Origin of the sequence: Zoogloea sp., assembly GCF_041914405.1 — a bacterium.
In the GTDB taxonomy this organism is placed as follows: Bacteria; Pseudomonadota; Gammaproteobacteria; order Burkholderiales; family Rhodocyclaceae; genus Zoogloea.
Genome location: NZ_JAYSDK010000001.1, coordinates 1 through 20,529, shown reverse-complemented (window position 1 = coordinate 20,529; position 20,529 = coordinate 1). Strand labels below are relative to the sequence as shown.

22 protein-coding genes are annotated in these 20,529 nt (G+C 65.6%); 8 read left to right on the top strand and 14 right to left on the bottom strand.

Going from position 1 to position 20,529, the window contains the following annotated elements; all coding sequences use genetic code 11:
• Positions 1-5 precede the first annotated feature (5 nt).
• The 11 genes from ACE3RX_RS00110 to ACE3RX_RS00060 all read right to left on the bottom strand — a co-directional run bounded on the left by ACE3RX_RS00110 (position 6) and on the right by ACE3RX_RS00060 (position 8,942).
• Positions 6-674 carry a hypothetical protein gene (locus ACE3RX_RS00110; RefSeq protein WP_374479024.1) on the bottom strand — a complete coding sequence of 223 codons (669 nt, stop codon included), beginning with the start codon at positions 672-674 and terminating at the stop codon, positions 6-8.
• 3 nt (positions 675-677) lie between these two features.
• Positions 678-839: a DUF5908 family protein gene (locus tag ACE3RX_RS00105; RefSeq protein ID WP_374479022.1), complete on the bottom strand. Its 162-nt coding sequence runs from the start codon at positions 837-839 to the stop codon at positions 678-680.
• A 13-nt stretch (positions 840-852) separates the two neighbouring features.
• The gene (locus ACE3RX_RS00100) at positions 853-1,296 is read right to left on the bottom strand and encodes a phage tail protein (protein ID WP_374479020.1); all 444 of its coding nucleotides are present in this window, start codon (positions 1,294-1,296) and stop codon (positions 853-855) included.
• A 32-nt stretch (positions 1,297-1,328) separates the two neighbouring features.
• Entirely contained in the window at positions 1,329-1,763 is a 435-nt protein-coding gene (locus tag ACE3RX_RS00095) for a phage tail protein (protein WP_079435316.1), read from the bottom strand.
• A gap of 83 nt (positions 1,764-1,846) precedes the next feature.
• Entirely contained in the window at positions 1,847-3,802 is a 1,956-nt protein-coding gene (locus ACE3RX_RS00090; RefSeq protein ID WP_374479018.1) for a phage tail sheath C-terminal domain-containing protein, read from the bottom strand.
• A 27-nt stretch (positions 3,803-3,829) separates the two neighbouring features.
• Positions 3,830-4,831 (bottom strand): hypothetical protein, encoded by a 1,002-nt coding sequence (locus ACE3RX_RS00085; RefSeq protein WP_374479016.1) that lies wholly within the window; start codon positions 4,829-4,831, stop codon positions 3,830-3,832.
• A complete protein-coding gene (locus ACE3RX_RS00080; RefSeq protein WP_374479014.1) occupies positions 4,828-5,397 on the bottom strand; it encodes a DUF4255 domain-containing protein in 570 nt (189 codons plus the stop codon). Before ACE3RX_RS00080 ends, ACE3RX_RS00085 begins: the two co-directional genes overlap by 4 nt.
• 184 nt (positions 5,398-5,581) lie before the next feature.
• The gene (gene ruvC / locus ACE3RX_RS00075) at positions 5,582-6,136 is read right to left on the bottom strand and encodes a crossover junction endodeoxyribonuclease RuvC (RefSeq protein ID WP_374479413.1); all 555 of its coding nucleotides are present in this window, start codon (positions 6,134-6,136) and stop codon (positions 5,582-5,584) included.
• A gap of 2 nt (positions 6,137-6,138) precedes the next feature.
• Positions 6,139-6,996, bottom strand: coding sequence for a DMT family transporter (locus ACE3RX_RS00070; protein WP_374479012.1), 858 nt, complete (start codon positions 6,994-6,996; stop codon positions 6,139-6,141).
• Positions 6,993-7,226 carry a hypothetical protein gene (locus ACE3RX_RS00065; protein WP_374479010.1) on the bottom strand — a complete coding sequence of 78 codons (234 nt, stop codon included), beginning with the start codon at positions 7,224-7,226 and terminating at the stop codon, positions 6,993-6,995. The genes ACE3RX_RS00070 and ACE3RX_RS00065 overlap by 4 nt, the downstream gene beginning before the upstream one ends.
• 60 nt (positions 7,227-7,286) lie before the next feature.
• On the bottom strand, positions 7,287-8,942 hold the full coding sequence (locus tag ACE3RX_RS00060) for a mechanosensitive ion channel family protein (RefSeq protein ID WP_374479008.1): 1,656 nt from the start codon (positions 8,940-8,942) through the stop codon (positions 7,287-7,289).
• Between the two features lie 166 nt (positions 8,943-9,108).
• On the opposite strand from ACE3RX_RS00060, the gene ACE3RX_RS00055 reads away from it, so the two are divergent.
• Positions 9,109-9,588 carry an EVE domain-containing protein gene (locus ACE3RX_RS00055; RefSeq protein ID WP_374479006.1) on the top strand — a complete coding sequence of 160 codons (480 nt, stop codon included), beginning with the start codon at positions 9,109-9,111 and terminating at the stop codon, positions 9,586-9,588.
• An 8-nt stretch (positions 9,589-9,596) separates the two neighbouring features.
• Positions 9,597-10,400 (top strand): sulfite exporter TauE/SafE family protein, encoded by an 804-nt coding sequence (locus tag ACE3RX_RS00050; RefSeq protein ID WP_374479004.1) that lies wholly within the window; start codon positions 9,597-9,599, stop codon positions 10,398-10,400.
• Positions 10,401-10,527: 127 nt separating this feature from the next.
• On the opposite strand, the gene ACE3RX_RS00045 is transcribed toward ACE3RX_RS00050, so the two are convergent.
• Together ACE3RX_RS00045 and ACE3RX_RS00040 are read right to left on the bottom strand one after the other, a co-directional pair.
• A complete protein-coding gene (locus tag ACE3RX_RS00045) occupies positions 10,528-10,989 on the bottom strand; it encodes a bacteriohemerythrin (protein ID WP_374479002.1) in 462 nt (153 codons plus the stop codon).
• Positions 10,990-11,207: 218 nt separating this feature from the next.
• A complete protein-coding gene (locus ACE3RX_RS00040) occupies positions 11,208-11,990 on the bottom strand; it encodes an enoyl-CoA hydratase/isomerase family protein (protein WP_374479000.1) in 783 nt (260 codons plus the stop codon).
• A 224-nt stretch (positions 11,991-12,214) separates the two neighbouring features.
• Between ACE3RX_RS00040 and ACE3RX_RS00035 the strand changes: the two genes are divergently transcribed.
• Both ACE3RX_RS00035 and ACE3RX_RS00030 read left to right on the top strand, forming a co-directional pair.
• Entirely contained in the window at positions 12,215-12,550 is a 336-nt protein-coding gene (locus ACE3RX_RS00035) for a DUF485 domain-containing protein (RefSeq protein WP_015063414.1), read from the top strand.
• A complete protein-coding gene (locus ACE3RX_RS00030) occupies positions 12,550-14,214 on the top strand; it encodes a cation acetate symporter (protein ID WP_374478998.1) in 1,665 nt (554 codons plus the stop codon). The genes ACE3RX_RS00035 and ACE3RX_RS00030 overlap by 1 nt, the downstream gene beginning before the upstream one ends.
• Before the next feature lie 205 nt (positions 14,215-14,419).
• Here ACE3RX_RS00030 and ACE3RX_RS00025 read toward each other — a convergent pair whose 3' ends face one another.
• Positions 14,420-15,088, bottom strand: a complete 669-nt coding sequence (locus tag ACE3RX_RS00025) for a GntR family transcriptional regulator (RefSeq protein WP_374478996.1) — start codon at positions 15,086-15,088, stop codon at positions 14,420-14,422.
• A 285-nt stretch (positions 15,089-15,373) separates the two neighbouring features.
• Between ACE3RX_RS00025 and scpA the strand changes: the two genes are divergently transcribed.
• From scpA to ACE3RX_RS00005, 4 genes are all read left to right on the top strand, one after another.
• Positions 15,374-17,536, top strand: a complete 2,163-nt coding sequence (gene scpA / locus ACE3RX_RS00020; RefSeq protein WP_374478994.1) for a methylmalonyl-CoA mutase — start codon at positions 15,374-15,376, stop codon at positions 17,534-17,536.
• A 68-nt stretch (positions 17,537-17,604) separates the two neighbouring features.
• Positions 17,605-18,597, top strand: a complete 993-nt coding sequence (meaB, locus tag ACE3RX_RS00015) for a methylmalonyl Co-A mutase-associated GTPase MeaB (RefSeq protein WP_374478992.1) — start codon at positions 17,605-17,607, stop codon at positions 18,595-18,597.
• 35 nt (positions 18,598-18,632) lie between these two features.
• The gene (locus ACE3RX_RS00010) at positions 18,633-20,168 is read left to right on the top strand and encodes an acyl-CoA carboxylase subunit beta (RefSeq protein WP_374478990.1); all 1,536 of its coding nucleotides are present in this window, start codon (positions 18,633-18,635) and stop codon (positions 20,166-20,168) included.
• Between the two features lie 20 nt (positions 20,169-20,188).
• Positions 20,189-20,529 (top strand): biotin carboxylase N-terminal domain-containing protein (locus ACE3RX_RS00005; RefSeq protein ID WP_374478988.1); only part of this gene is annotated, 341 nt, incomplete at its 3' end.

The following is a 20,529-nucleotide window of genomic DNA, read 5'->3' as shown; positions in this document are numbered from 1 at the left end:
AAATTTCATTTCTCCAGGGGCGGGAAGACCACGCGCGTGCCCGCCGGCAGCTGGCGGAATCCGTCCAGGCCGTTGGCCCGCGCCACGCCGGGGGCGTAGCGCGGGTCGCCGTAGATGGCGGTGCACAGCGCGGCGAGGGTTTCGCCGGCGTGCACGATGCGCACGTGGGTCAGGTCGGGGGACGCGTCCTGGGCCAGCGCGACGCGGGTCTGGTCGTCCGAGTTGTCGGTGAAGACGGCGGTGATCACCGCCCTCAGCGGCACGCCGCTGGGCTTGAAGAGCTTGTAGACGATGGACGCGCTCTTGAGGACGCAGCGCTTCACCTGGATGCGGCCCCACATCACCTTGAGATAGTTGGGGCGGTGGATGTCGCCGTTGTAGCCGGTAACGGTCTGGAAGGATTCGACCTTCTGCTGCACGTCGAGGGGCCGCCCGTTGGCGCCGGTGCCGTCGAGGAAGAACACCAGGTTGAGGTCGCCCGGTTTGACCTTCTTGAAGTCCATGCGGCTGCCGGTGGTGCCGCTGCCCTGGCCGCTGTCGTACTCCATCTCGTAGGCGAGGGTGATCTCGGCCGGGTTCACGTAGGCCTCGAAGCTGCCGATGGCGGCGCCGCTGTAGTCGGCCTTGGTGTAGGCCTCGATGCGCAGGCGCTCGAGCTGTCCGCGTTCCGGCATGGCTCAGGGCTCCTGTTGCTGGCGCAGGATCTCCAGCACCTGGGCGACGCATTCGGCGATCAGGGCCTGCTTGTCGAGCTGTGCCGGCGGCGGGCTGGCCGCACCGCCGGAGTCGGCGTTGCTGACTTCCACCGAGATCACCACTTCATCGACGATGATGGGCATGACGGACTCCGTTTCAGGACTTGTCCACGGTGAAGTACTGGTAGGCCAGCTGCAGGCTCTCGACGACGATGGCGTTGGCGCTGGCGGACAGGTCGCTGACCGACCACTTCACCGGCCAGGCGCCGACCAGGTGCCAGGTGACGAGCGGCTCGTGCTTGTCGTTGAGCAGCTTGACGTCCACGTTCTTGGGCTTGATGTCGAGGTTCTCGATGCCGTCGCGGATCCACTCCCAGATCGCCGAATCCTTCAGCAGGCCGCGCTTGAGGACCAGGTCGGGGTACTTGCTGCGCACCGGGTAGCGCTGGATGTAGCGGTTCTCGCCGCCTTCCGGCACCTCCTCGGTGGCCACCTCCAGGGACAGGCCGCCCACGTCAGTGAAGCGCACGTCGTCATCGACGGCACGGGCAAGACCGAGGACTTCCACCTTGAAATGGAATCCGACGGGGGGCGTGTACATGGCGGGGCCTCAGCGGCGTGGTCCGGTCGCGCTCACTCGTTCTGCAGTTCGAGGCCTTCGTGGGCCAGCTCGATGGACTCGATGGCCACCTCGTTGGCGCTGGCCTTGAGCTGCGGACCCTCGACCTTGACCGGGAAGGCGTTGTGCACCTTCCACACCATCACCGGCTCGTGGCTTTCGTTGAGCAGGCTGACGGTGAGGTCGCGGCGCTCGACGGTGTTGAGCTTGATCGTCGACAGCCACTTGAAGAAGTCGTTGTCCGACTTGACGATGCCGCGCTTGAGGGTGACGTTGCTGAACTTGCGCAGCCCCGGCATCTTGATCGACGAGTACTCGGGGAAGGAGCCGTCGCGGTACTCGATGGCCTGGTTTTCCTGGGTCAGGCCGGTGACCTCGGAAAAGCCGATGCGGGTGCCGCCCCACTGGACGGTGAAGTGGAAGACGGGCAGGGGATACTGGGCAGGCATGTCGGTTCCTTTCGCATTCGGTGGCGGGATGCGGGCGGGCCGGGGCGCCGCGTCTCAGGCGGTTGCGGCCCCGGCGGTGCCGGTCAGGACGTCTGGAGCTTGTGGTAGAACTTGAGAATGATGAATTCGGCCGGACGGACCACCGCCATGCCGATTTCCACGTACATGCGACCCTCCAGGATGTCCTGGCTGCTCATCGTGGTGCCGAGCCCGCAGCGCACGAAGAAGGCGTCCTTGGTGGTCGAGCCGGCGAGTGCGCCTTCGCGCCATTTCTGCGTGAGGTAGCTCTCGATCATGCCGCGCACCTTGACCCAGGTGTTGGCGTCGTTGGGCTCGAAAACAGCCCAGTAGGTGGATTTCTTGACCGATTCCTCGACCATGTTGAAGAAGCGCCGTACCGAGATGTAGCGCCATTCGTTGTCGTTGCCGGCCAGCGTGCGGGCGCCCCAGATCAGGGTGCCCTTGCCGACAAAGCTGCGGATCGCGTTGATGGACTTGCCGGCGGTAGCGTCCACGTTGAGGTTGTCGGTGTCGTCGCTGTCCAGCGCGTAGGTGGGGGCGATGACGCCGGTGAGACTGACGTTGGCCGGGGCTTTCCAGACCCCGCGCTGGTTGTCCACCAGCGCGTAGATGCCGGCGATGGCGCCGGACGGCGGGCACACGGTGAGGGTGTTGTTCACGCCGCGCACGATGTCCCGGTAGGTGGCGAAGCTGTCGAGCAGGTTGGCCTCGGTGTTGGCGGCGTAGGCGGCGGCCGCGTCGTCGAGGTTGGCCAGCGCCGACGACAGGGTGCCAAAGATGCGCTGGATTGCCGCCTGGGCGCTGGCCAGGCGGGCCGCGTCGTCGGCGCCGCTGATCGCGGTGGTGGAGGCGGCTGGCGCGTCGGCGGCGAACAGGGTTGCCCAGCCGGCGGTGGTGAGGGCGCCGATGGCGGTGTACTGGGCGACATAGGCGGCGTCGAGCTTGCCGTCGAGTTCCCGTTCGAGGGCGATCAGCTCGGTCATTGCCGGGATGAAGCTGTGGGTGATGGCCCGCCCGGCGTCGCCTTTCAGGCCCGCATGGGTGAAGGCGCCGGCGCCGCTGGCCATGCCGTCCACCAGCGGAGCGATCTTGTAGACGAAGGCGAACAGGTCCTGCATGTGGGTGGCGTCGGGCGTGCCCAGGTAGGCCAGCAGGGTGGTGCCGAAGGTGTCCGAGATGGCCTTGTCGGCGCCGCCGCTGACGGTGGCGCGGCGGGCCGGCAGGCCGGCCAGGTCGGCCAGGGCCTGGTCGAGGCCCTGCAGCAGCGCCAGCACGCCGGCGTCGCCGGTGAGGGCGTTCAGCGTCACCGCGACGCCGCCTTTTTTCAGCTTGCTCTTGATGTCGGCGTAGCCGACGTTCTTCGGGTAGTTGAGCTTCAGCCAGGGGGCGTAGGCGGCGCCGTACTTGAGGCTGTTGATGCCGATGCGGTTGCGCAGCTCGTCCACCACGGTGCCGTGGCTGGTCTTGTCGGTGGCGAGGCGGGTGTCAAGCACGGCGACCCGGTCGCCGAGCTTGCCGCACTGGTTGAGGGCCGCCATCTGCACGGCGGCCAGGTCGTCGGCGGGTAGGCCGGCGGCGTCGGGGAAGAGCAGGATGGTTGGTTCGTCCACCGTCGCGATGCGCGCCAGGCCGGCGATCAGTTGGGTCTTGTCCACCGCGTCGGTGTGCTTGCCGACCGAGCAGATCCAGGCCTTGCCGCCGCCGTTGTCGAAGAACAGGCGCAGGCTGTCGTAGAGGTACTTGGTGTTGGTGGCGGCCAGCGTGGCGCTGACGAAGCGGTTGCCGGCGTCGAGGTCCACGTGGTCGAGATCCAGTTCGGGCGCGCCGCCGAACAGGGTCTCGAACTCGAGCAGTGAGGTGATGCGCGTCGGCACGTTCTTCAGGTCGCCGGCGGTGAGGCGGGCGGCCTTGGCGGTGTAGCCGACGAAGGCGGGCACCGCGGTCTCCACCTCGGCGACCGAGGGGGGAAACACCGAAATCTCTTCGACGTACACATCGGGCGTGCGGTAGGTGGGCATGGCGGCTTCGCTCCTCTCCTAGGTTTTTTATCTCAGGTGGACGACGAACTGGGCGTCACTGCGTTCGGCGCCGGGTTGCGGCAGGTTGCCGATGAGCACCTCGCCGTTGCGATGCAGCTCGAATCCGTGGGGCCCCGCGGCGCGCCGGGCGACCGGGGTCTGGGCTTCGAAGAGCACGATCTTGCGGGTTCCGCCCGGGTCGAGCAGGGCCGGGGCGAGCCGGTCGCCACCGAAGGGCGGCAGCAGGCGGTTGAAGGCGACCGGCGGGCGGCCGTCGCCGGCGGCGCCGTGGTCTTCCACCCGGATGCTGGCAAAGTCCGCCTCGCTGGCCGGCTTGACTACCACGTAGTAGCGCAGCACCGCGTTGCGTGCGCTGAAGGCCAGCGTGAAGGCTTGGCCATTGGCGACGTGGCCAGCACTGGCGGTGAGGCTCAGCACGCCCCACGGCGGTTCTGCGGCGAGGCCGGCGTCGATGAGCAGGCGGCGGCTGGCGGTCAGTCCGCCGGCGGCACGCTCGCTGACGACGAACTCGCCCGCGTCGGCGCTGCGGAAGACCCAGCTGGCGTCCGCTGGGCCGAGGCGGGCGCTGGCCAGCGGTGTGCCGTCCGGGCGGGTGATGGTCAGCTCCAGCGGGCGGGCGGTCAGGCGCGGCGCGATGGTTGGCGCGGGGCCGGCCAGCTCGACGCCGCGGGGCGCCGCATCGATGGCATTGGCCGCGACTTCGTTGGCGAACAGCAGCGTCTCGCCAGGCGGCAGGGCGGGCAACTGGGTGTACCGCGTGAAGCTCGGGCTGCGTGGCGCGAGGCCGAACAGCAGGCGGCGCCCGACGCACTCGCCGAGCGGGTTGCCGTCATCGTCCACGGCGATCAGCACGTGCAGCACGCCGTCGCGCTCGCGTACCTGCGCCTGCATGCCGGCCAGCGCGGCGCGGGTGGCCGGTGGCACCACGAAGGCCAGGTCGTCGCAGGGGCCGCCACGGAAATCATGGTTGACGGCCACCATCCACAGGCGGCGGAAGGCGCTGTTCATCGCAGGCCTGCGTGGGTGTGGATGTCGAGGATCGGCGTGCCGGTGGCGCCGGGCTCCTGGTCCTGCAGGACCAGCATGCGGATGCGGTAGACCATTGACGGCAGGTGCTTGGCGCCGAGACAGGTCCACATCTGGTTGGTCTGCTCGGGGCCGTAATTGACCAACTCGATGGCCAGGCGGTCGACGCCGGGCGGCAGCGCCGGATAGTCGCTTGGCGTGAACAGCGGGTGGGCCTGGAAGAAGGTCAGCAGCAGGGACAGCTGGCGCAGACCTTCGCTGTAGGTGGTGAAGCTGGCGGCGAAGAGAACGACCAGGTTGATCGCCAAAGGCGGCGGCAAGGTCACGCTGCGTCCGTCCACGATGACTTGCTGCGGAACCTGGGCGCGGGCGTGGCGTTCTTCCTCGATCTGGAAGAGGGTCAGGCGGACGCTGTCCTTGGTTGCCTGCCAGTTGCCTTTGTCATCGACCAGGGCGCCGAGTTCGACCTTGCCGAAATCGGAGTTGAGCCGCCGTTGCAGGTAGGCATTGGCCTCGTCGACCAGGAACTTGAGCGAAACATCGATCATCGTCGCATCCCCCCTCCCTTTCCGGCGGGGCGATCTATGCCGTCCCTATGCCAAGAGCGAAGCCCTCTTACGCCTTCACTATGGCATCTGTGATAAAAATCACAATGTCTTTATGCGAATTCCAAGCGATTTTCTGCCATGCGGGGTGTGGGGCGCCGTGTCGGCGGGGAGGTGCGCCAGATGGTCAGTCTGTCAGGCGGCTGCCGCGTTTGCGTGTACCGATGCCGGCCATCGCCGCCAGTCCGCGGCTGCCGTGGGCGTGACAGATTGCACAGGCGAGGGCGTCGGCGGCGTCCGATGACGGAGCACCTTCAAGGGCGAGCAGGCGCTGGACCATGTGGCTGACCTGCTCCTTGGCCGCCTTGCCGTGGCCGACGACGGCCTGCTTGACCTGCAGCGCGGTGTATTCGGCCACCGGCAGGTCGCACGACACGGCACCGCAGATCGCCGCGCCGCGGGCCTGGCCGAGGAGCAGGGTGGACTGGGGATTGACGTTGACGAAGATGATTTCCACCGCCGCCTGGTCGGGCTTGTAGGTGGCGATCACCTCGCGGATGCCGTCGAGGATGATCTTCAGGCGTTCCGGCAGGCTGCCTTCGCCGGTCTTGATGCAGCCGCTGGCGACGTAACGCAGCTGGCTGCCGAGGGTGTCGATGAGGCCGAAGCCGGTGCTGCGCAGGCCCGGGTCGATGCCGAGGATGCGCGTCGCGACGTTGGCCGAGGCGGAGGGGCCGTTGATCCTCACTTGCGGGCCAGCCACACGCCGAAAACGGTCAGCCCCATGCCGGCCAGGGCCAGGCCGGTGAGCGTCTCGCCGAAAGCGGCCCAGGCGATCAGCGCGGTGGTGGGCGGCGTCAGGTAGAACAGGCTGGCCACGTTCACCGCGCTGCCGCTCCTGATCAGCAGGTTGAGCAGGCTGATCGCGCCGACCGATAGCACCAGCACCAGCCACAGCAGCGCGAAGACAAATTGGGCGCTCCAGTCGATGTGCATCGTCTCGGTCTGGCTGGCGATCAGCAGCGACAGGGCGAGGGTGGGCAGGAACTGGATTACCGCGCCGGTGCGCAGGTCGAAGGCCGGGCAGAAGCGCTTCTGGTACAGCGTTCCGGCGGTGATGCCGAGGAGGGCGACGATGGCTGGCAGCAGCATGGCCGCCAGCTCGGGCGTGCCGGCCGCAGCGGCCACCTTGTGCGCGACCACCAGCCCGACGCCCCCGAAGCCCAGCGCCAGGCCGGCCCACTGGCGCGGCAACACCTTCTCGCCGAGCAGCGCGCCGGCGCCGAGGGCGGTGAGCAGCGGCTGCAGGCCGACCACCAGCGCGGTGATGCCGGCCGGCAGGCCGTGGCGGATGGCGGTGAACACCCCACCCAGATAGACCGCATGGACCAGCACCCCGCTGACGCCAATGTGCAGCCACTGGCGTGGCTCCCGCGGCCACGGCGCACGGGTGGCGAGGGCGAACAGGCCCATCAGTAGGGTCACCAGCCCATAGCGGGCGCACAGGAAACTGAGGGGTTCGGCGTAGGGCAGGCCGTACTTGGCACCGATGAAACCGGTGCTCCACAGCACGACGAACAGCAGCGGGTACAGGCGCGTCATTGCTGCCCGTGCTTGCTGCGGTAGATGCGGGTGGCAGCGGAGACGATGATCTGCGCGTCCTGCGCCGGGATGCCCGGCAATTGTTCGCGCAGCACGCGGTAGGCCAGGTGTTCGAGGGTCTGGCCATTCCAGGCATTGGCCGGATCGAAGAAGGGTTCGATGAGGACGTAGGCCTTGTCGACGAGCTCGCGCAGGCTGAGGTTCTTGCGGCGTTCGACAGGGGTGTTCATGACGGGCTCCTGGGGTATCGGCGGGGAAGGCAGGCAGGCCCCGATGATACCCCAGGCGCTTCAGGGGCCGGACCCGGACGCGGGCGGCGGTGCCCAGCGGGTCCGGGGTACCAGCTTGGCGCTGGCCGGGTCGTCGATGTAGTGAGGCGACATGATCTGTACGCCGTATTCGTTGAAGACGTCCTGGATGTGGGCGTGCAGGTGGCTGAGCACTTCAGCGCGGGGGCTGGGACCGGAGGGGCTGGCCTGCACGACCAGGCAGTATTCGGGATAGAAGTCCGACAGGGCGGTCTGGAAGACCCGCGGGGCGGGCTGCCGCAGGACACCCGGTGTGCGCAGGGCCGCTTCGACCAGCAGGGCTTCTACCTGGCGCCACGGGGTGTCGTAGCCGATGCTGACCGTCGTGTCGAGTGCGAAGCTGGCACCGTCGGCGGTACGTGAGTAGTTATGGGTTGCGCTGCCGACGATCAGCGAATTGGGTAGCGTGATCTCGGCCCCGCGGCCGGTGCGCAGGCGAGTGGTGAACAGGTTGAGGGCCACGATGGTGCCTTCGTGTTCGCCGATGCGCACGTATTCGCCACTGCGCAGGGTGCGTGAATACATCAGGATGAGACCGCTGGCGCCCTGGCCGACGATGCTGGAGGCTCCCAGCGAGACCATCAGGCCGATCAGCACCGACATGCCTTTGAAGGCCTCGGTCTGGGCGCCGGGCAGGTAGGGGTAAGCCATCACCAGCGCGAAGACCCAGATCATGAGGTTGGCGATCTTGCGGGTTGGTTCGACGGTGTCCCGGTCGAGCCAGCCGATGTGGTTGCCGCTGCTGCTGACGTGGTCGAAAAGGGGCTTGAGCAGGCCGACCACGCCGCGGGCGAGCAGGAACATCAGCGCGGCGACGAGCAGGTTGGGCAACGTGGTGAGAATGCCATCGGCAAAACCGGCGGCGATGCCCAGGAAGTAGCCGTTGAGCCGTTCGCCCCAGGCACGGGTATAGGGGAAGCGGGCCAGCACCTGGCCCAGCCAGGCATAGACGAGCACCGCAAACAGGAGCCCGTAGAGGGCGCTCACCAGTCTCCGTACGATGGCCAGGACGCGGTCGCGGCGGATCAGTTCAGTGCCGGCCAGGGTCAGGCGCTCGGCCTGGCGCGACACGGCGGCAAGGAGGTGTGCGCCGACCCAGCGGTGCAGGCGGGTGAGGCCGGCCAGCAGGGCCAGCGCGACCGCACTTTCCAGCACAGCGAGGCTCAGCCCCTTGAGCAGGGCTTCGCTGTCGCGGCTTTCGCGCGATTCGGCGATGACCCGGCGCAGTCGGGCCACGGTAGCGTCGGTGAGGGCGGCAAGGGTCTGGCCGGCCAGTCGGTCGGCATCGTCCTCGGTGAGCACGAAGGCCATCTGGCCACCGACCAGGACGATGTTGCCCAATTCGGTGGGGCGGATGCTCACGGTGTCGTCGCCGCCGCGCTGCAGCAGTTCGGCGAGGTTGTTTTCGCCGCGCCTGGCGCGCTGCTGGGGCGTGGCGCCCAGCAGGCTGCCGCGGAAGCGCACCACCGGGCGGTTGAGCAGGACCAGGTCGGCACTCTCATCCTCCGTGGGCGTAGCGGTGATCGTCCGGCTCGACGGCTCTGCTGCACCGGCTGGCGCCACGGTGACGGAGAGGGCCATGACGAAGCTGAACAGCATGAGTCGTGGCATGACGGCGAACAGTCGGAGGCGCCCCATGTTTGGTCTCCCGTGGGCCTGGTGGGTCGTGATGTCCGCTACTCTGGCCCGGGGGGGCGTGTCTGGCAAGTTACGCCATGACTTATGGGTGTGCCGTCGCTGTCAGGGGGCGCCGCCCGTCTGGCGGCTCTAATATTGAGGTTTAAGTGCCGTGGGAGGCGGTCCAATGCGTTACTGGCTGATGAAGTCCGAACCGGACGATGTGTCCATCGACGATTTGCAGAAACGGCCGGAGCAGACCGTGCCGTGGTACGGCGTGCGCAATTACCAGGCGCGCAATTTCATGCGCGACGGCATGCAGATCGGCGATGGTGTGCTGTTCTACCACTCCGGCTGCGCCGAGCCGGGCATTGCCGGCATCGCGCGGGTGGCCAGCACGGCCTACCCGGACGCGACCCAGTTCGATCCGGCGAGCCGCTATTACGACCCCAAGGCCACGCCGGAGGCGCCGCGCTGGCTGCATGTGGACGTGCAGTTCGTGCGCAAGACGCGGCTTTTGGGTTTGCCCGAGTTGCGCCGCCAACCGGAACTGGAGAACATGCGCGTCCTCGCCCGCGGCAACCGGCTGTCGATCACCCCGGTGGAGCCGGCCGAGTGGCGTTTCATCGTCGGGCAACTGCTCGGCGCGACGGATCTGACGGACTGAATCGAACAATGGGAATCGAATGGCTGCTGGCCTACCTGGCCCTTGGGGCCGGTGTCGGCTTTTTTGCGGGACTGCTTGGCGTGGGCGGCGGCGGCATCATGGTGCCGATGCTGACGACGCTGTTTGCTGCCCAGGGTTTTCCGCGCGAGCATCTGGTGCATGTGGCCCTCGGCACCTCGATGGCGGCCATCGTGATCACCTCCATCTCCAGCCTGCGCGCCCACCACGCCCATGGCGCGGTGCGCTGGGACATCGTGAAGGGCATCACCCCGGGCGTGCTGGCCGGCACCTTCGGAGGCACCTTCATTGCGTCGCGGGTGGCGACGGCGCCGCTGGCGATCTTCTTCGGCTGCTTCATGGCCTACGTGTCGGTGCAGATGATCCTCAACGTTAAGCCCAAGCCGTCCCGCGAGCTGCCGGGGCCAGCAGGGCTGGCCGGGGTCGGCGGGGTGATCGGCGGGATCTCGGCGCTGGTGGCGATCGGCGGCGGCTCCCTGTCGGTGCCGTTCATGACCTGGTGCAACGTGAAGATGCAGAACGCCATCGGCACCTCGGCGGCGATCGGCCTGCCGATCGCGCTGGCCGGTGCGCTGGGCTACCTGATCAACGGCTGGGGAGCCCCGGGCCTGCCGGAATGGACGGTCGGCTTCGTCAATCTGCCGGCGCTGGTGCTGGTGAGCCTGGTGTCCACCTTCACCGCCCCGATCGGCGCCGGCCTGGCCCACCGCCTGCCGGTGGCGACGTTGAAGAAGATCTTCGCGGGCCTGCTGGTGCTGCTGTCGCTGAAAATGCTGCACACGGTGCTTGGATAAGCATGCGTCGCGCTCGACCCGTGGGGGCGAATGAATTCTCCCCCACAAGGGGCAGCCTCCGGCAGGGCTAGGAACCGCTGCCGGCCAGCTTCTCGTAGGGGCGAATTCATTCGCCCGGGTATCCGGATCAGCCGAAGAAGCGTTTCAATGAGCGGCTGAACCAGCCTTCCGGGGCCTTTTCCTCGGTGAGGGCTTTCATCTGCGGGCGGACCGCGGCGACGTAGGCGTGGTCGTCATGGCGGATGTGGCTGAACAGCCAGCGGTGCAGCAGGCTGTGCAGCTCGTGGGAAATGTCCTCCCCCTTCTTCAGACGCTCGTGGAAGCCGCTGACCCGCCGCACGAAGAGTTCGTGCACCTTCTTGTGGCCGCGCACGAACTCGTAGCCGGCGTCCTCGATCAGGCATTCCTCGAAGGCGAAGTGGGACAGGGTGTATTCCACCAGGTCGTCCACCACCGCGATCACGCCGAGGCGGTCGGCGTGCTGCCGGGCGTCGTGCAGGCGGTTGATGAAGTCCATGATCTGCTTGTGCTGGTTGTCGATCTCCAGGATGCCGGTGTCCAGGTCGGGAGACCACGAGAGGTATGCCATTTTTTTCCTTGTACTGACGCACGATGCCAATGGCTATCTGCCGTCCGGCGCAAGGGCGGCATGGGCGCGCGGGGCGTCGTGCGGGGAGAGTCTGCTGGGGTTACCGGGTGGTATGTTAATCGCCTATGCCCTAGGCGTCACAGACAATGTGCAAGGAAAGTTTCCCGGGGCGGGTGGCTGGCCGTGGCGGAGGGAGGGCGCCACGGCAGGGCGCGGGCTCAGCGTCCCTTGAAAACGGGCGCGCGCTTGGCGAGGAAGGCGGTCAGGCCCTCTTGGTAATCCTCGGTGGCAAGGAAATCGAAGGCGGCACGCTTTTCCGCATCGTCGAGGGGGCGGCCCTGCATCAGACGATGTACCCACTGTTTGTGCCAGCGCGCCACCAGCGGTGCGCCCTTGAGGATGCGTTCGGCGGTGGCGAGGGCCTCCTTTTCCACTTCCCCGTCGTCCACCACGCGGGTCAGCAGGCCTTTGGCGAGTGCTTCGTGGGCGTTCAGGATCCGGCCTTCGAGGAGGATCTCGAGCAGTACCGCCGGGCCGACCAGTTCGAGCAGGCCGGCCATCTCGCCGGGATACATCGAGAAGCCGAGCTTATTGATCGGCGCACCGAAGCGGCTCGATTCACCGGCGATGCGGATGTCGCAGCAGCCGGCGATCTCCAGGCCACCGCCGACGCAGGCGCCGCGGATCATCGCCACTGTGGGCACCGGGCAGGCGCGCACCGCGTCGAGGGCCGCGGCGACCAGTTCCTCATGGTAGTGCAGGGCATCGTCCACCGTTGCGCGGACGGTAATGAATTCCTCTATGTCACCGCCGGCTGCGAAGGCCTTTTCACCAGCGCCGCGCAGGATCACGCAGCGCACGTCGGGATCTGCATTGACGGCCGTCATGCTCGCGTGCAGGCCACGCCACATGCCGGCATCGACGGCATTGAGCTTGTCGGGGTTGGAGAGGATCAGGGTGGCGACGCCGCCATCCTGGCTGAAGAGGATTTCACCGGGCATTGGGGTTTCCGTAGTGGGGCGGAAAGTTTGTGTTGCAGTGCGCAAAAAACCCGCCGTACGTTGTGGTATGGAGTCATATATATGTTATATCATCGCATCGGGCGAAGTAATGGCGCGGCTTCGTCCACCAGGGCGCCACACTAAAAAGCTATACCGATCGCCGCATTACAACACCAACAGGCAGATCGCGCCGCATCCACTGACGTTCTCTAGGGAGGGAATTCATGTCGAGCACTTCATCTCAACGTGCGGTTTACGCGCGTATCCGGAGCAACCCGCGCTTCGCCGAGCTGGTCTCGAAGCGCCAGGGCTTTGCCACGCTGCTGTCGGTGATCGTTCTGACGATCTTCTACGGCTTCTTCATGGTGGTGGCCTTCACGCCCAGCGTGATCGGTCAGCGCCTGTCCGAAGGCTCCTATGTGACGGTCGGCATTGCCGCCGAACTGTTCATGTTCATTTTTTTCTGGGTGTTGACTGCCGTTTACGTAAAGCGCGCGAACGGTGAGTTTGACGACATCACCACCGAAATCATCCGCGATGCCGCCAAGGAGGTGAAGTGATGTTGGCCCGTCTGAACGTTCTACTGCTGGGCCTGCTGGCGCCGGCCCTGTCCTTCGCCGGTGACGCGATTTCCGCCACCGAGAAGCAGCCCCTCAACCTGCACGCGATCGCGATGTTCGTGGTCTTCGTCGGGATGACCCTCGGCATCACCAAGTGGGCGGCCGGCCGCACCAAGTCGGCGGCGGATTTCTACACCGCCGGTGGCGGCATCACCGGTTTCCAGAACGGCCTGGCGATCGCCGGTGACTACATGTCCGCGGCAACCCTGCTGGGTCTTACCGCGATGGTGTATGGCAAGGGCGTCGATGGCTACATCTATATGATCGCCTTCTTCGCCGGCTGGCCCATCATCCTGTTCCTGATGGCTGAGCGCCTGCGTAACCTGGGCAAGTTCACCTTCGCCGACATCACCTCCTACCGCCTCAACCAGAGCAAGGTGCGGACGATGGCGGCGGTGTCCTCGCTGACCGTGGTGTGTTTCTACCTGGTGGCCCAGATGGTCGGCGCCGGTCAGCTGATCAAGCTGCTGTTCGGCCTCGACTACACCATTGCGCTGTTCGTGGTCGGTGCGCTGATGATGGTCTATGTGACCTTCGGCGGCATGGTCGCCACCACCTGGGTGCAGATCATCAAGGCTTGCATGCTGCTGGCCGGCGGTACGCTGGTGATGATCCTCGCCATGTCCCAGTTCGGCTTCAGCTTCGAGACCCTGATGAGCAAGGCCATCTCGGTGCATAGCCTGGGCGAGAAGATCCTGTTCCCGGGCTCCCTGCTGCCGGATCCGGTCACTGCGCTGTCTCTGGGCCTCGGTCTCATGTTCGGCACCGCCGGTCTGCCGCACATCCTGATGCGCTTCTTCACCGTGACCAACGCCAAGGAAGCCCGTAAGTCGGTGCTCTACGCGTCCGGTTTCGTTGCCTACTTCTTCAACGTGATCCTGCTGATGGGCTTCGCGGCGATCATCATCGTCGGCCAGAACCCCGAGTTCTTCGAGGGCGGCAATATCGGTGGCAAGATCATCGGCGGCGGCAACATGGTGGCGATGCACCTGGCCAAGGCGGTCGGCGGCAACCTGCTGCTGGGCTTCCTGTCGGCAGTGGCCTTCGCCACCATCCTGGCGGTGGTGTCCGGCCTGGCGCTGGCTGGTGCGGCGGCGATCTCCCACGACATCTACGCCCGCGTGATCCGTCAGGGCAAGGCTACCGAGACCGAGGAGCTGCGCGTTTCCAAGCTGTCTTCCGTGGCCTTGGGCATCGTGGCGATCGTCCTCGGCATCGCCTTCGAAAAGATGAACGTGGCCTTCATGGTCGCGCTGGCCTTCGGTATCGCCGCTTCCGCCAACTTCCCGGTGCTGATCCTCTCCATGTACTGGAAGGGGCTGACCACCCGCGGTGCGGTGGTCGGCGGTTACTCCGGCCTCGTCGCGGCGGTGCTGTTCGTGCTGTTCTCCAAGTCCGTGTGGGTCACCGTGCTGGGTAACGCCCAGGCCCTGTTCCCGTACGACCAGCCGGCCCTGTTCTCCATGCCGCTGGCCTTCCTGGTGACGATCATCATCTCCAAGCTCGACAACAGCGCCGAGGCTCAAGCCGAACGCGCCCAGTTCGACGACCAGTACGTGCGTGCCCAGACCGGTTTCGGTGCTGCTGAAGCTAGCGCCCACTGATGCCGTTGCGCCCTGCGGGGCGCCGGGCTGAAACGAAAAACCCCCGCTCGGGCTCGTCCGGTCGGGGGTTTTTCCATTGCGGGCCGTGGTGAGCACGGAAGCTGCACGGAGGGTTCTGCCGGGCTGCGGGAGAGCAGCAGAAATAGCAGGGAACTGTGTGCGGGGTGTGGGCAGGCCCTGGTGGGTTAGCCCGGTACGGACCTGCTCAGGCGGGTTTGTCCCGGTGGGCGAGTTTGGCGAGGGCTGCGCGGCCGCTGGAGATGTGTTCGCGCATGGCCAGCTCGGTGGCCATTACGTCGCGCCGGTTAAGGGCGTCGAGGATGGTCCGGTGCTCGGCCAACGACTGTTCCAGGCGACCCTCGATGAACAGGGAGTGATGGCGCGACAGCTTGATGACCTTGCGCAGGTCGGTGATGGCCTGGGTCAGCCAGCGGTTGTCGGCAATCAGCTGGACTTCCTGGTGGAAGGCCTGATTGGCCTCGAAGAAGCCGTCGATATCGTTGGCTGCTGCTGCCCGTTCGAGGTCCTGGTGGATGGCCGCCAGGCGCTTCAGATCGGCTTCGCTGGCCTTGTGTACGGTGTTGACCGCGCACTGCCCCTCAAGCAGGGCCAGGACAGTGAAGATCTCGTCCAGGTCGCGCTCGGAAATCTCCGTCACGTAGCAGCCACGGCGCGGCTTGAGTGTCACCAGGCCCTCGGCTGCGAGCACCTTCAAAGCTTCACGAAGCGGAGTACGTGAAATGCCATACTGGCTTGCCAGCGCCTGCTCATCCACCCAGGTGCCGGGCGGCAGTTCGTGGGAGAAGATGCGCTGGCGCAGGCGTTCCGCGACTTCCTGATACAGGGCGAGGGGGGCGATCCGGCCGGCATTCATGGGTTCGGTCGAAAGTTTCGGCAGTGTGTTGTCAGCAGTTGTTGCATCCATAATTATGGATAAAGTATTATCTACAAGATAGCAAGTCAAGCTCTCGCGCAGGATGTAACCCTTGTGCGGGTCCGCCGCTTAACGGCAGGTGGGCCTCAAAAAACAGAGGGAGGGAGAAAACTTCCCTGCGCGGGACACGGCAGCCGGCCGTGACCAGGGGTCACGGCCGGTACTGGCGTCACTAATTACCAAGGGTTGCATCAAGCAGCCCAGCTACGTGAGGGTAGAAAAGCCATGGCGAACAACACCGAACCGACCTTCCCGCAACCTGATCTGGCCGCCTGGAACAAGGCCGCCGCCAAGTCGGCCCCCGAAGGCGATGTCGCCAAGCTGAACTGGGTGACGCCGGAAGGCATCACGGTCAAGCCGCTGTACACCGCGGCCGACCTCGAAGGCCTCAAGTACACCAACACGCTGCCGGGTTTCGAGCCCTTCCTGCGCGGTCCCCAGGCCACCATGTACGCAGCCCGTCCGTGGACCATCCGCCAGTACGCCGGCTTCTCCACCGCCGAGGCTTCCAATGCCTTCTATCGCAAGGCGCTGGCTGCCGGCGGCCAGGGTGTGTCCGTGGCCTTCGATCTGGCCACCCACCGTGGCTACGACTCCGATAATCCCCGCGTGGTCGGTGACGTCGGCAAGGCCGGTGTGGCGATCGACTCCGTCGAGGACATGAAGATCCTCTTCAACGAGATCCCCCTCGACAAGATTTCCGTTTCCATGACCATGAACGGTGCCGTGCTGCCGATCCTGGCCGGCTACATCGTGGCCGCCGAGGAGCAGGGCGTCTCGCAGGACAAGCTGTCCGGGACCATCCAGAACGACATCCTCAAGGAGTTCATGGTCCGCAACACCTACATCTACCCGCCGACGCCGTCGATGAAGATCATCGCCGACATCTTCCAGTACACGTCGGCGCACATGCCCAAGTTCAACAGCATCTCGATCTCGGGCTATCACATCCAGGAAGCGGGCGCCAACCAGGCGATCGAGCTCGCCTTCACGCTCGCCGACGGCCTGGAATACGTGCGCACCGGCATCAAGTCCGGCATGGACGTCGACACCTTCGCCGGCCGCCTGTCCTTCTTCTGGGCGGTGGGCATGAACTTCTACCTCGAGATCGCCAAGATGCGCGCCGCGCGCATGCTGTGGTGGCGTCTCATGAAGCAGTTCAATCCGAAGAGCCAGAAGTCCATGATGCTGCGGACCCACAGCCAGACCTCCGGTTGGTCGCTCACCGAGCAGGATCCGTACAACAACGTCGTGCGTACCACCATCGAAGCGATGGCGGCGGTGTTCGGCGGTACCCAGTCCCTGCACACCAACGCGCTCGACGAAGCCATCGCGCTGCCGACCGAGTTCTCGGCGCGTATCGCCCGTAACACCCAGCTGATCATCCAGGAAGAAACCCACATCACCAACGTCATCGATCCGTGGGCCGGCTCCTACATGATGGAAAAGCTGACCCAGGACATGGCCGACAAGGCCTGGGCGCTGATCGAAGAGATCGAAGCGATGGGCGGCATGACCAAGGCCGTCGAGTCCGGCTGGGCCAAGATGAAGGTCGAGGAGTGCGCCGCCGAGAAGCAGGCCCGCATCGACTCCGGCAAGGACGTCATCGTCGGCGTCAACAAGTACAAGCTGGCCAAGGAAGACCCGATCGACATTCTCGACATCGACAACCACGTCGTGCGTGAAGCCCAGATCGAGCGCCTGGCGCGCATCCGCGCCACCCGCGACCAGGCCGCCGTTGATGCGGCGCTGGCCGCGCTGACCGAATCCGCCAAGACCGGCGAAGGCAACCTGCTCGACCTGACCGTCAAGGCGATCCGTCTGCGTGCCACCGTCGGCGAAGTGTCGGACGCGCTGGAAGTGGTCTTCGGCCGCTATCGTGCCAATCCGCAGGCCGTCACCGGCATCTATAACTCGGTGGTCGAGGGCAATGAAGACTGGCAGGCCCTGAAGGCCGACATCGACGCCTTCGTCGCCGAGGAAGGCCGCCGTCCGCGCATCATGATCGCCAAGCTCGGCCAGGACGGTCATGACCGCGGCGCCAAGGTGGTGGCATCCGCCTTTGCCGACCTGGGCTTTGATATCGACATCGGACCGCTCTTCCAGACCCCTGAAGAAGCCGCCCGCCACGCTATCGAGAACGACGTGCATGCGGTCGGTTGTTCTAGCCTCGCCGCCGGCCACAAGACCCTCGTGCCGGCCGTCATCAAGGCCCTCAAGGCGCAGGGCGCCGACGACATCATCACCTTCGTCGGTGGCGTGATACCGGCTCAGGACTACGACGCGCTGTACCAGGCTGGTGCGGCCGGCATCTTCGGACCGGGTACTCCGATTCCGACCGCCGCCCGTGAAGTGCTGAAGCAGATCCGCGCCGCCCGCAAGGCCTGATCCGCGACCGAAAGTCCGCAAGTGCGCCGGCCTTGGCCGGCGCACAGGTCATTATCGAGCCCATGAACATGCCCGCCGATCTTCCGCAACGGGATGCCGCCGACCAGGCCCTGGTTGATGGTGTCCTCAAGCACCAGCTGCGCCCGCTGGCCAAGACGATCACGCTGATCGAGTCCCAGCGTGCGGATCACAAGCAGCGCGCCCGCAATGTGCTGGAAGGCCTGCTGCCGCACACCGGCAAGTCGATGCGCGTCGGTATCTCAGGGGTGCCTGGCGTCGGCAAGTCCACCTTCATCGAGGCCCTCGGCCTGTATCTCATCGAGCAGGGCCATAAGGTGGCGGTGCTGGCGGTGGACCCGTCTTCCAGCGTCACCGGCGGGTCCATCCTCGGCGACAAAACCCGCATGGAGTTGTTGTCCCAGCGCACCGAGGCCTTCATTCGCCCCAGTCCGTCGGCCGGCAGCCTCGGCGGTGTGGCCGAGAAGACCCGCGAGGCGATGCTGGTCTGCGAGGCCGCCGGCTTCGACGTGATCATCATCGAGACCGTTGGCGTCGGCCAGTCCGAGACCGCGGTGGCCGGCATGACCGACATCTTCTGTCTGCTGCAGCTGCCCAACGCCGGCGACGACCTGCAGGCGATCAAGAAGGGGATCATGGAGATCGCCGACCTGATCGTCATCAACAAGGCCGACATCAACCCGCAGGCGGCCAATATCGCGCGCGGTCAGATCAAGAGCGCACTGGGCATGTTGCGCCATGCCTCGCCCAACTGGACGCCGCCGGTACTGATGCTCTCCGCGTTGCAGAAGCAGGGCATCGCCGAATTCTGGAATACCATTAATGATTACCGCTCTGCCATGAAACGGAGCGGGGAGTTCGATGCCCGCCGGTGCCAACAGGCCCGCGCGTGGATGTGGGAACTCATCGACCAGGGCCTGCGTGCCCGGTTTGCAAGTCATGACCGGGTGCAACAGGACCTGCCCGGTTTGCAAGCGGCCGTCGAGGCCGGCCAGACGACGCCCTCCGCCGCCGCCTTGCGGCTGCTGGGCTATCTGGGCTGAATAAATACATCCCGATTTTTGACTGGAGGCTGTAAATGCACGACATCATCCACCAGCTGGAAAAGAAGCGCGAAGCGGCCCGCCTCGGTGGCGGCCAAAAGCGTATCGACAGCCAGCACAAGAAGGGCAAGCTGACGGCCCGTGAACGTATCGAGCTGCTGCTCGACCCGGATTCCTTCGAGGAATGGGATATGTTCAAGGAGCACCGTTGCGTCGACTTCGGCATGAACGAAGCCGAAAAGACCCCGGGTGACGGTGTGGTCGTCGGTTACGGCACCATCAATGGCCGCCTGGTCTTCGTGTTCTCCCAGGACTTCACGGTGTTCGGCGGCTCCCTGTCCGAAACCCACGCCGAGAAGATCTGCAAGGTGATGGACCAGGCCATGAAGGTCGGCGCCCCGGTGATCGGCCTCAACGACTCGGGCGGCGCCCGTATCCAGGAAGGCGTGGCCTCCCTCGGCGGCTATGCTGACGTGTTCCAGCGCAACGTGATGGCCTCCGGCGTCGTGCCGCAGATCTCCATGATCATGGGTCCCTGTGCCGGTGGCGCGGTGTACTCCCCGTCGATGACCGACTTCATCTTCATGGTGAAGGATTCGTCCTACATGTTCGTGACCGGTCCGGAAGTCGTGAAGACCGTGACCCACGAGGACGTTACCGCTGAGGAGCTGGGCGGTGCGATCACCCACACCAGCAAGTCCGGCGTGGCCGACCTGGCTTTCGAGAACGATGTCGAGGCGCTGTCCATGCTGCGCCGCTTCATGAACTTCCTGCCGGCCAACAACCGGGAGCTGCCTCCCGTCACGCCGACCAACGACCCGGTCGCCCGTTACGACTACTCCCTCGACACCCTGGTGCCGGACAACGCCAACAAGCCGTATGACATGAAGGAACTGATCGTCAAGGTTGTCGACGACAGCGACTTCTTCGAGCTGCAGCCCGACTACGCCAAGAACATCATCATCGGATTCGGCCGCATCGACGGCAGCCCGGTGGGCATCGTTGCCAACCAGCCGCTGGTGCTGGCCGGCTGCCTGGACATCAAGAGCTCCATCAAGGCCGCGCGCTTCGTGCGCTTCTGCGATGCCTTCAACATCCCGGTGATCACCTTCGTCGACGTGCCCGGCTTCATGCCCGGCACGGCGCAGGAGTACGGCGGCATCATCAAGCATGGCGCCAAGCTGCTCTACGCCTACGCCGAGTGCACCGTGCCGAAGGTTACCGTGATCACCCGCAAGGCCTACGGTGGCGCTTACGACGTGATGTCCTCCAAGCACCTGCGCGGCGACGTGAACCTCGCCTGGCCGTCCGCCGAAATCGCGGTGATGGGCCCGAAGGGCGCCGTGGAGATCATCTTCCGCGAAGAGAAGAACGATCCCGCCAAGCTCGCCGAGCGTGAAGCCGAGTACAAGGAAAAGTTCGCCAACCCGTTCGTGGCCAGTGCCCGCGGCTTCATCGACGACGTCATCATGCCGCACGCCACCCGCAAGCGGATCGCCCGCTCGCTGGCGATGCTGAAGGACAAGCAGCTCGATAACCCGTGGCGCAAGCACGGCAACATTCCGCTGTGATCGCCGAGGACGCCCAAGACATGTTTACCAAGATCCTGATTGCAAACCGCGGCGAAATCGCCTGCCGCGTCATCAAGACTGCCCGCAAGATGGGCATCAAGACCGTCGCCGTCTATTCCGAGGCCGACAAGGACGCCCTGTTCGTGGACCTGGCCGACGAGGCCGTGTGCATCGGACCGGCGGCTTCCAAGGAGTCCTACCTAGTCGCCGACAAGATCATCGCCGCCTGCAAGCAGACCGGTGCTGAAGCGGTGCACCCCGGCTATGGCTTCCTGTCCGAGAACGCCGAGTTCTCGCGCCGCCTGGAAGAAGAAGGCATCAAGTTCATCGGTCCGAAGCACTACTCCATCGCCAAGATGGG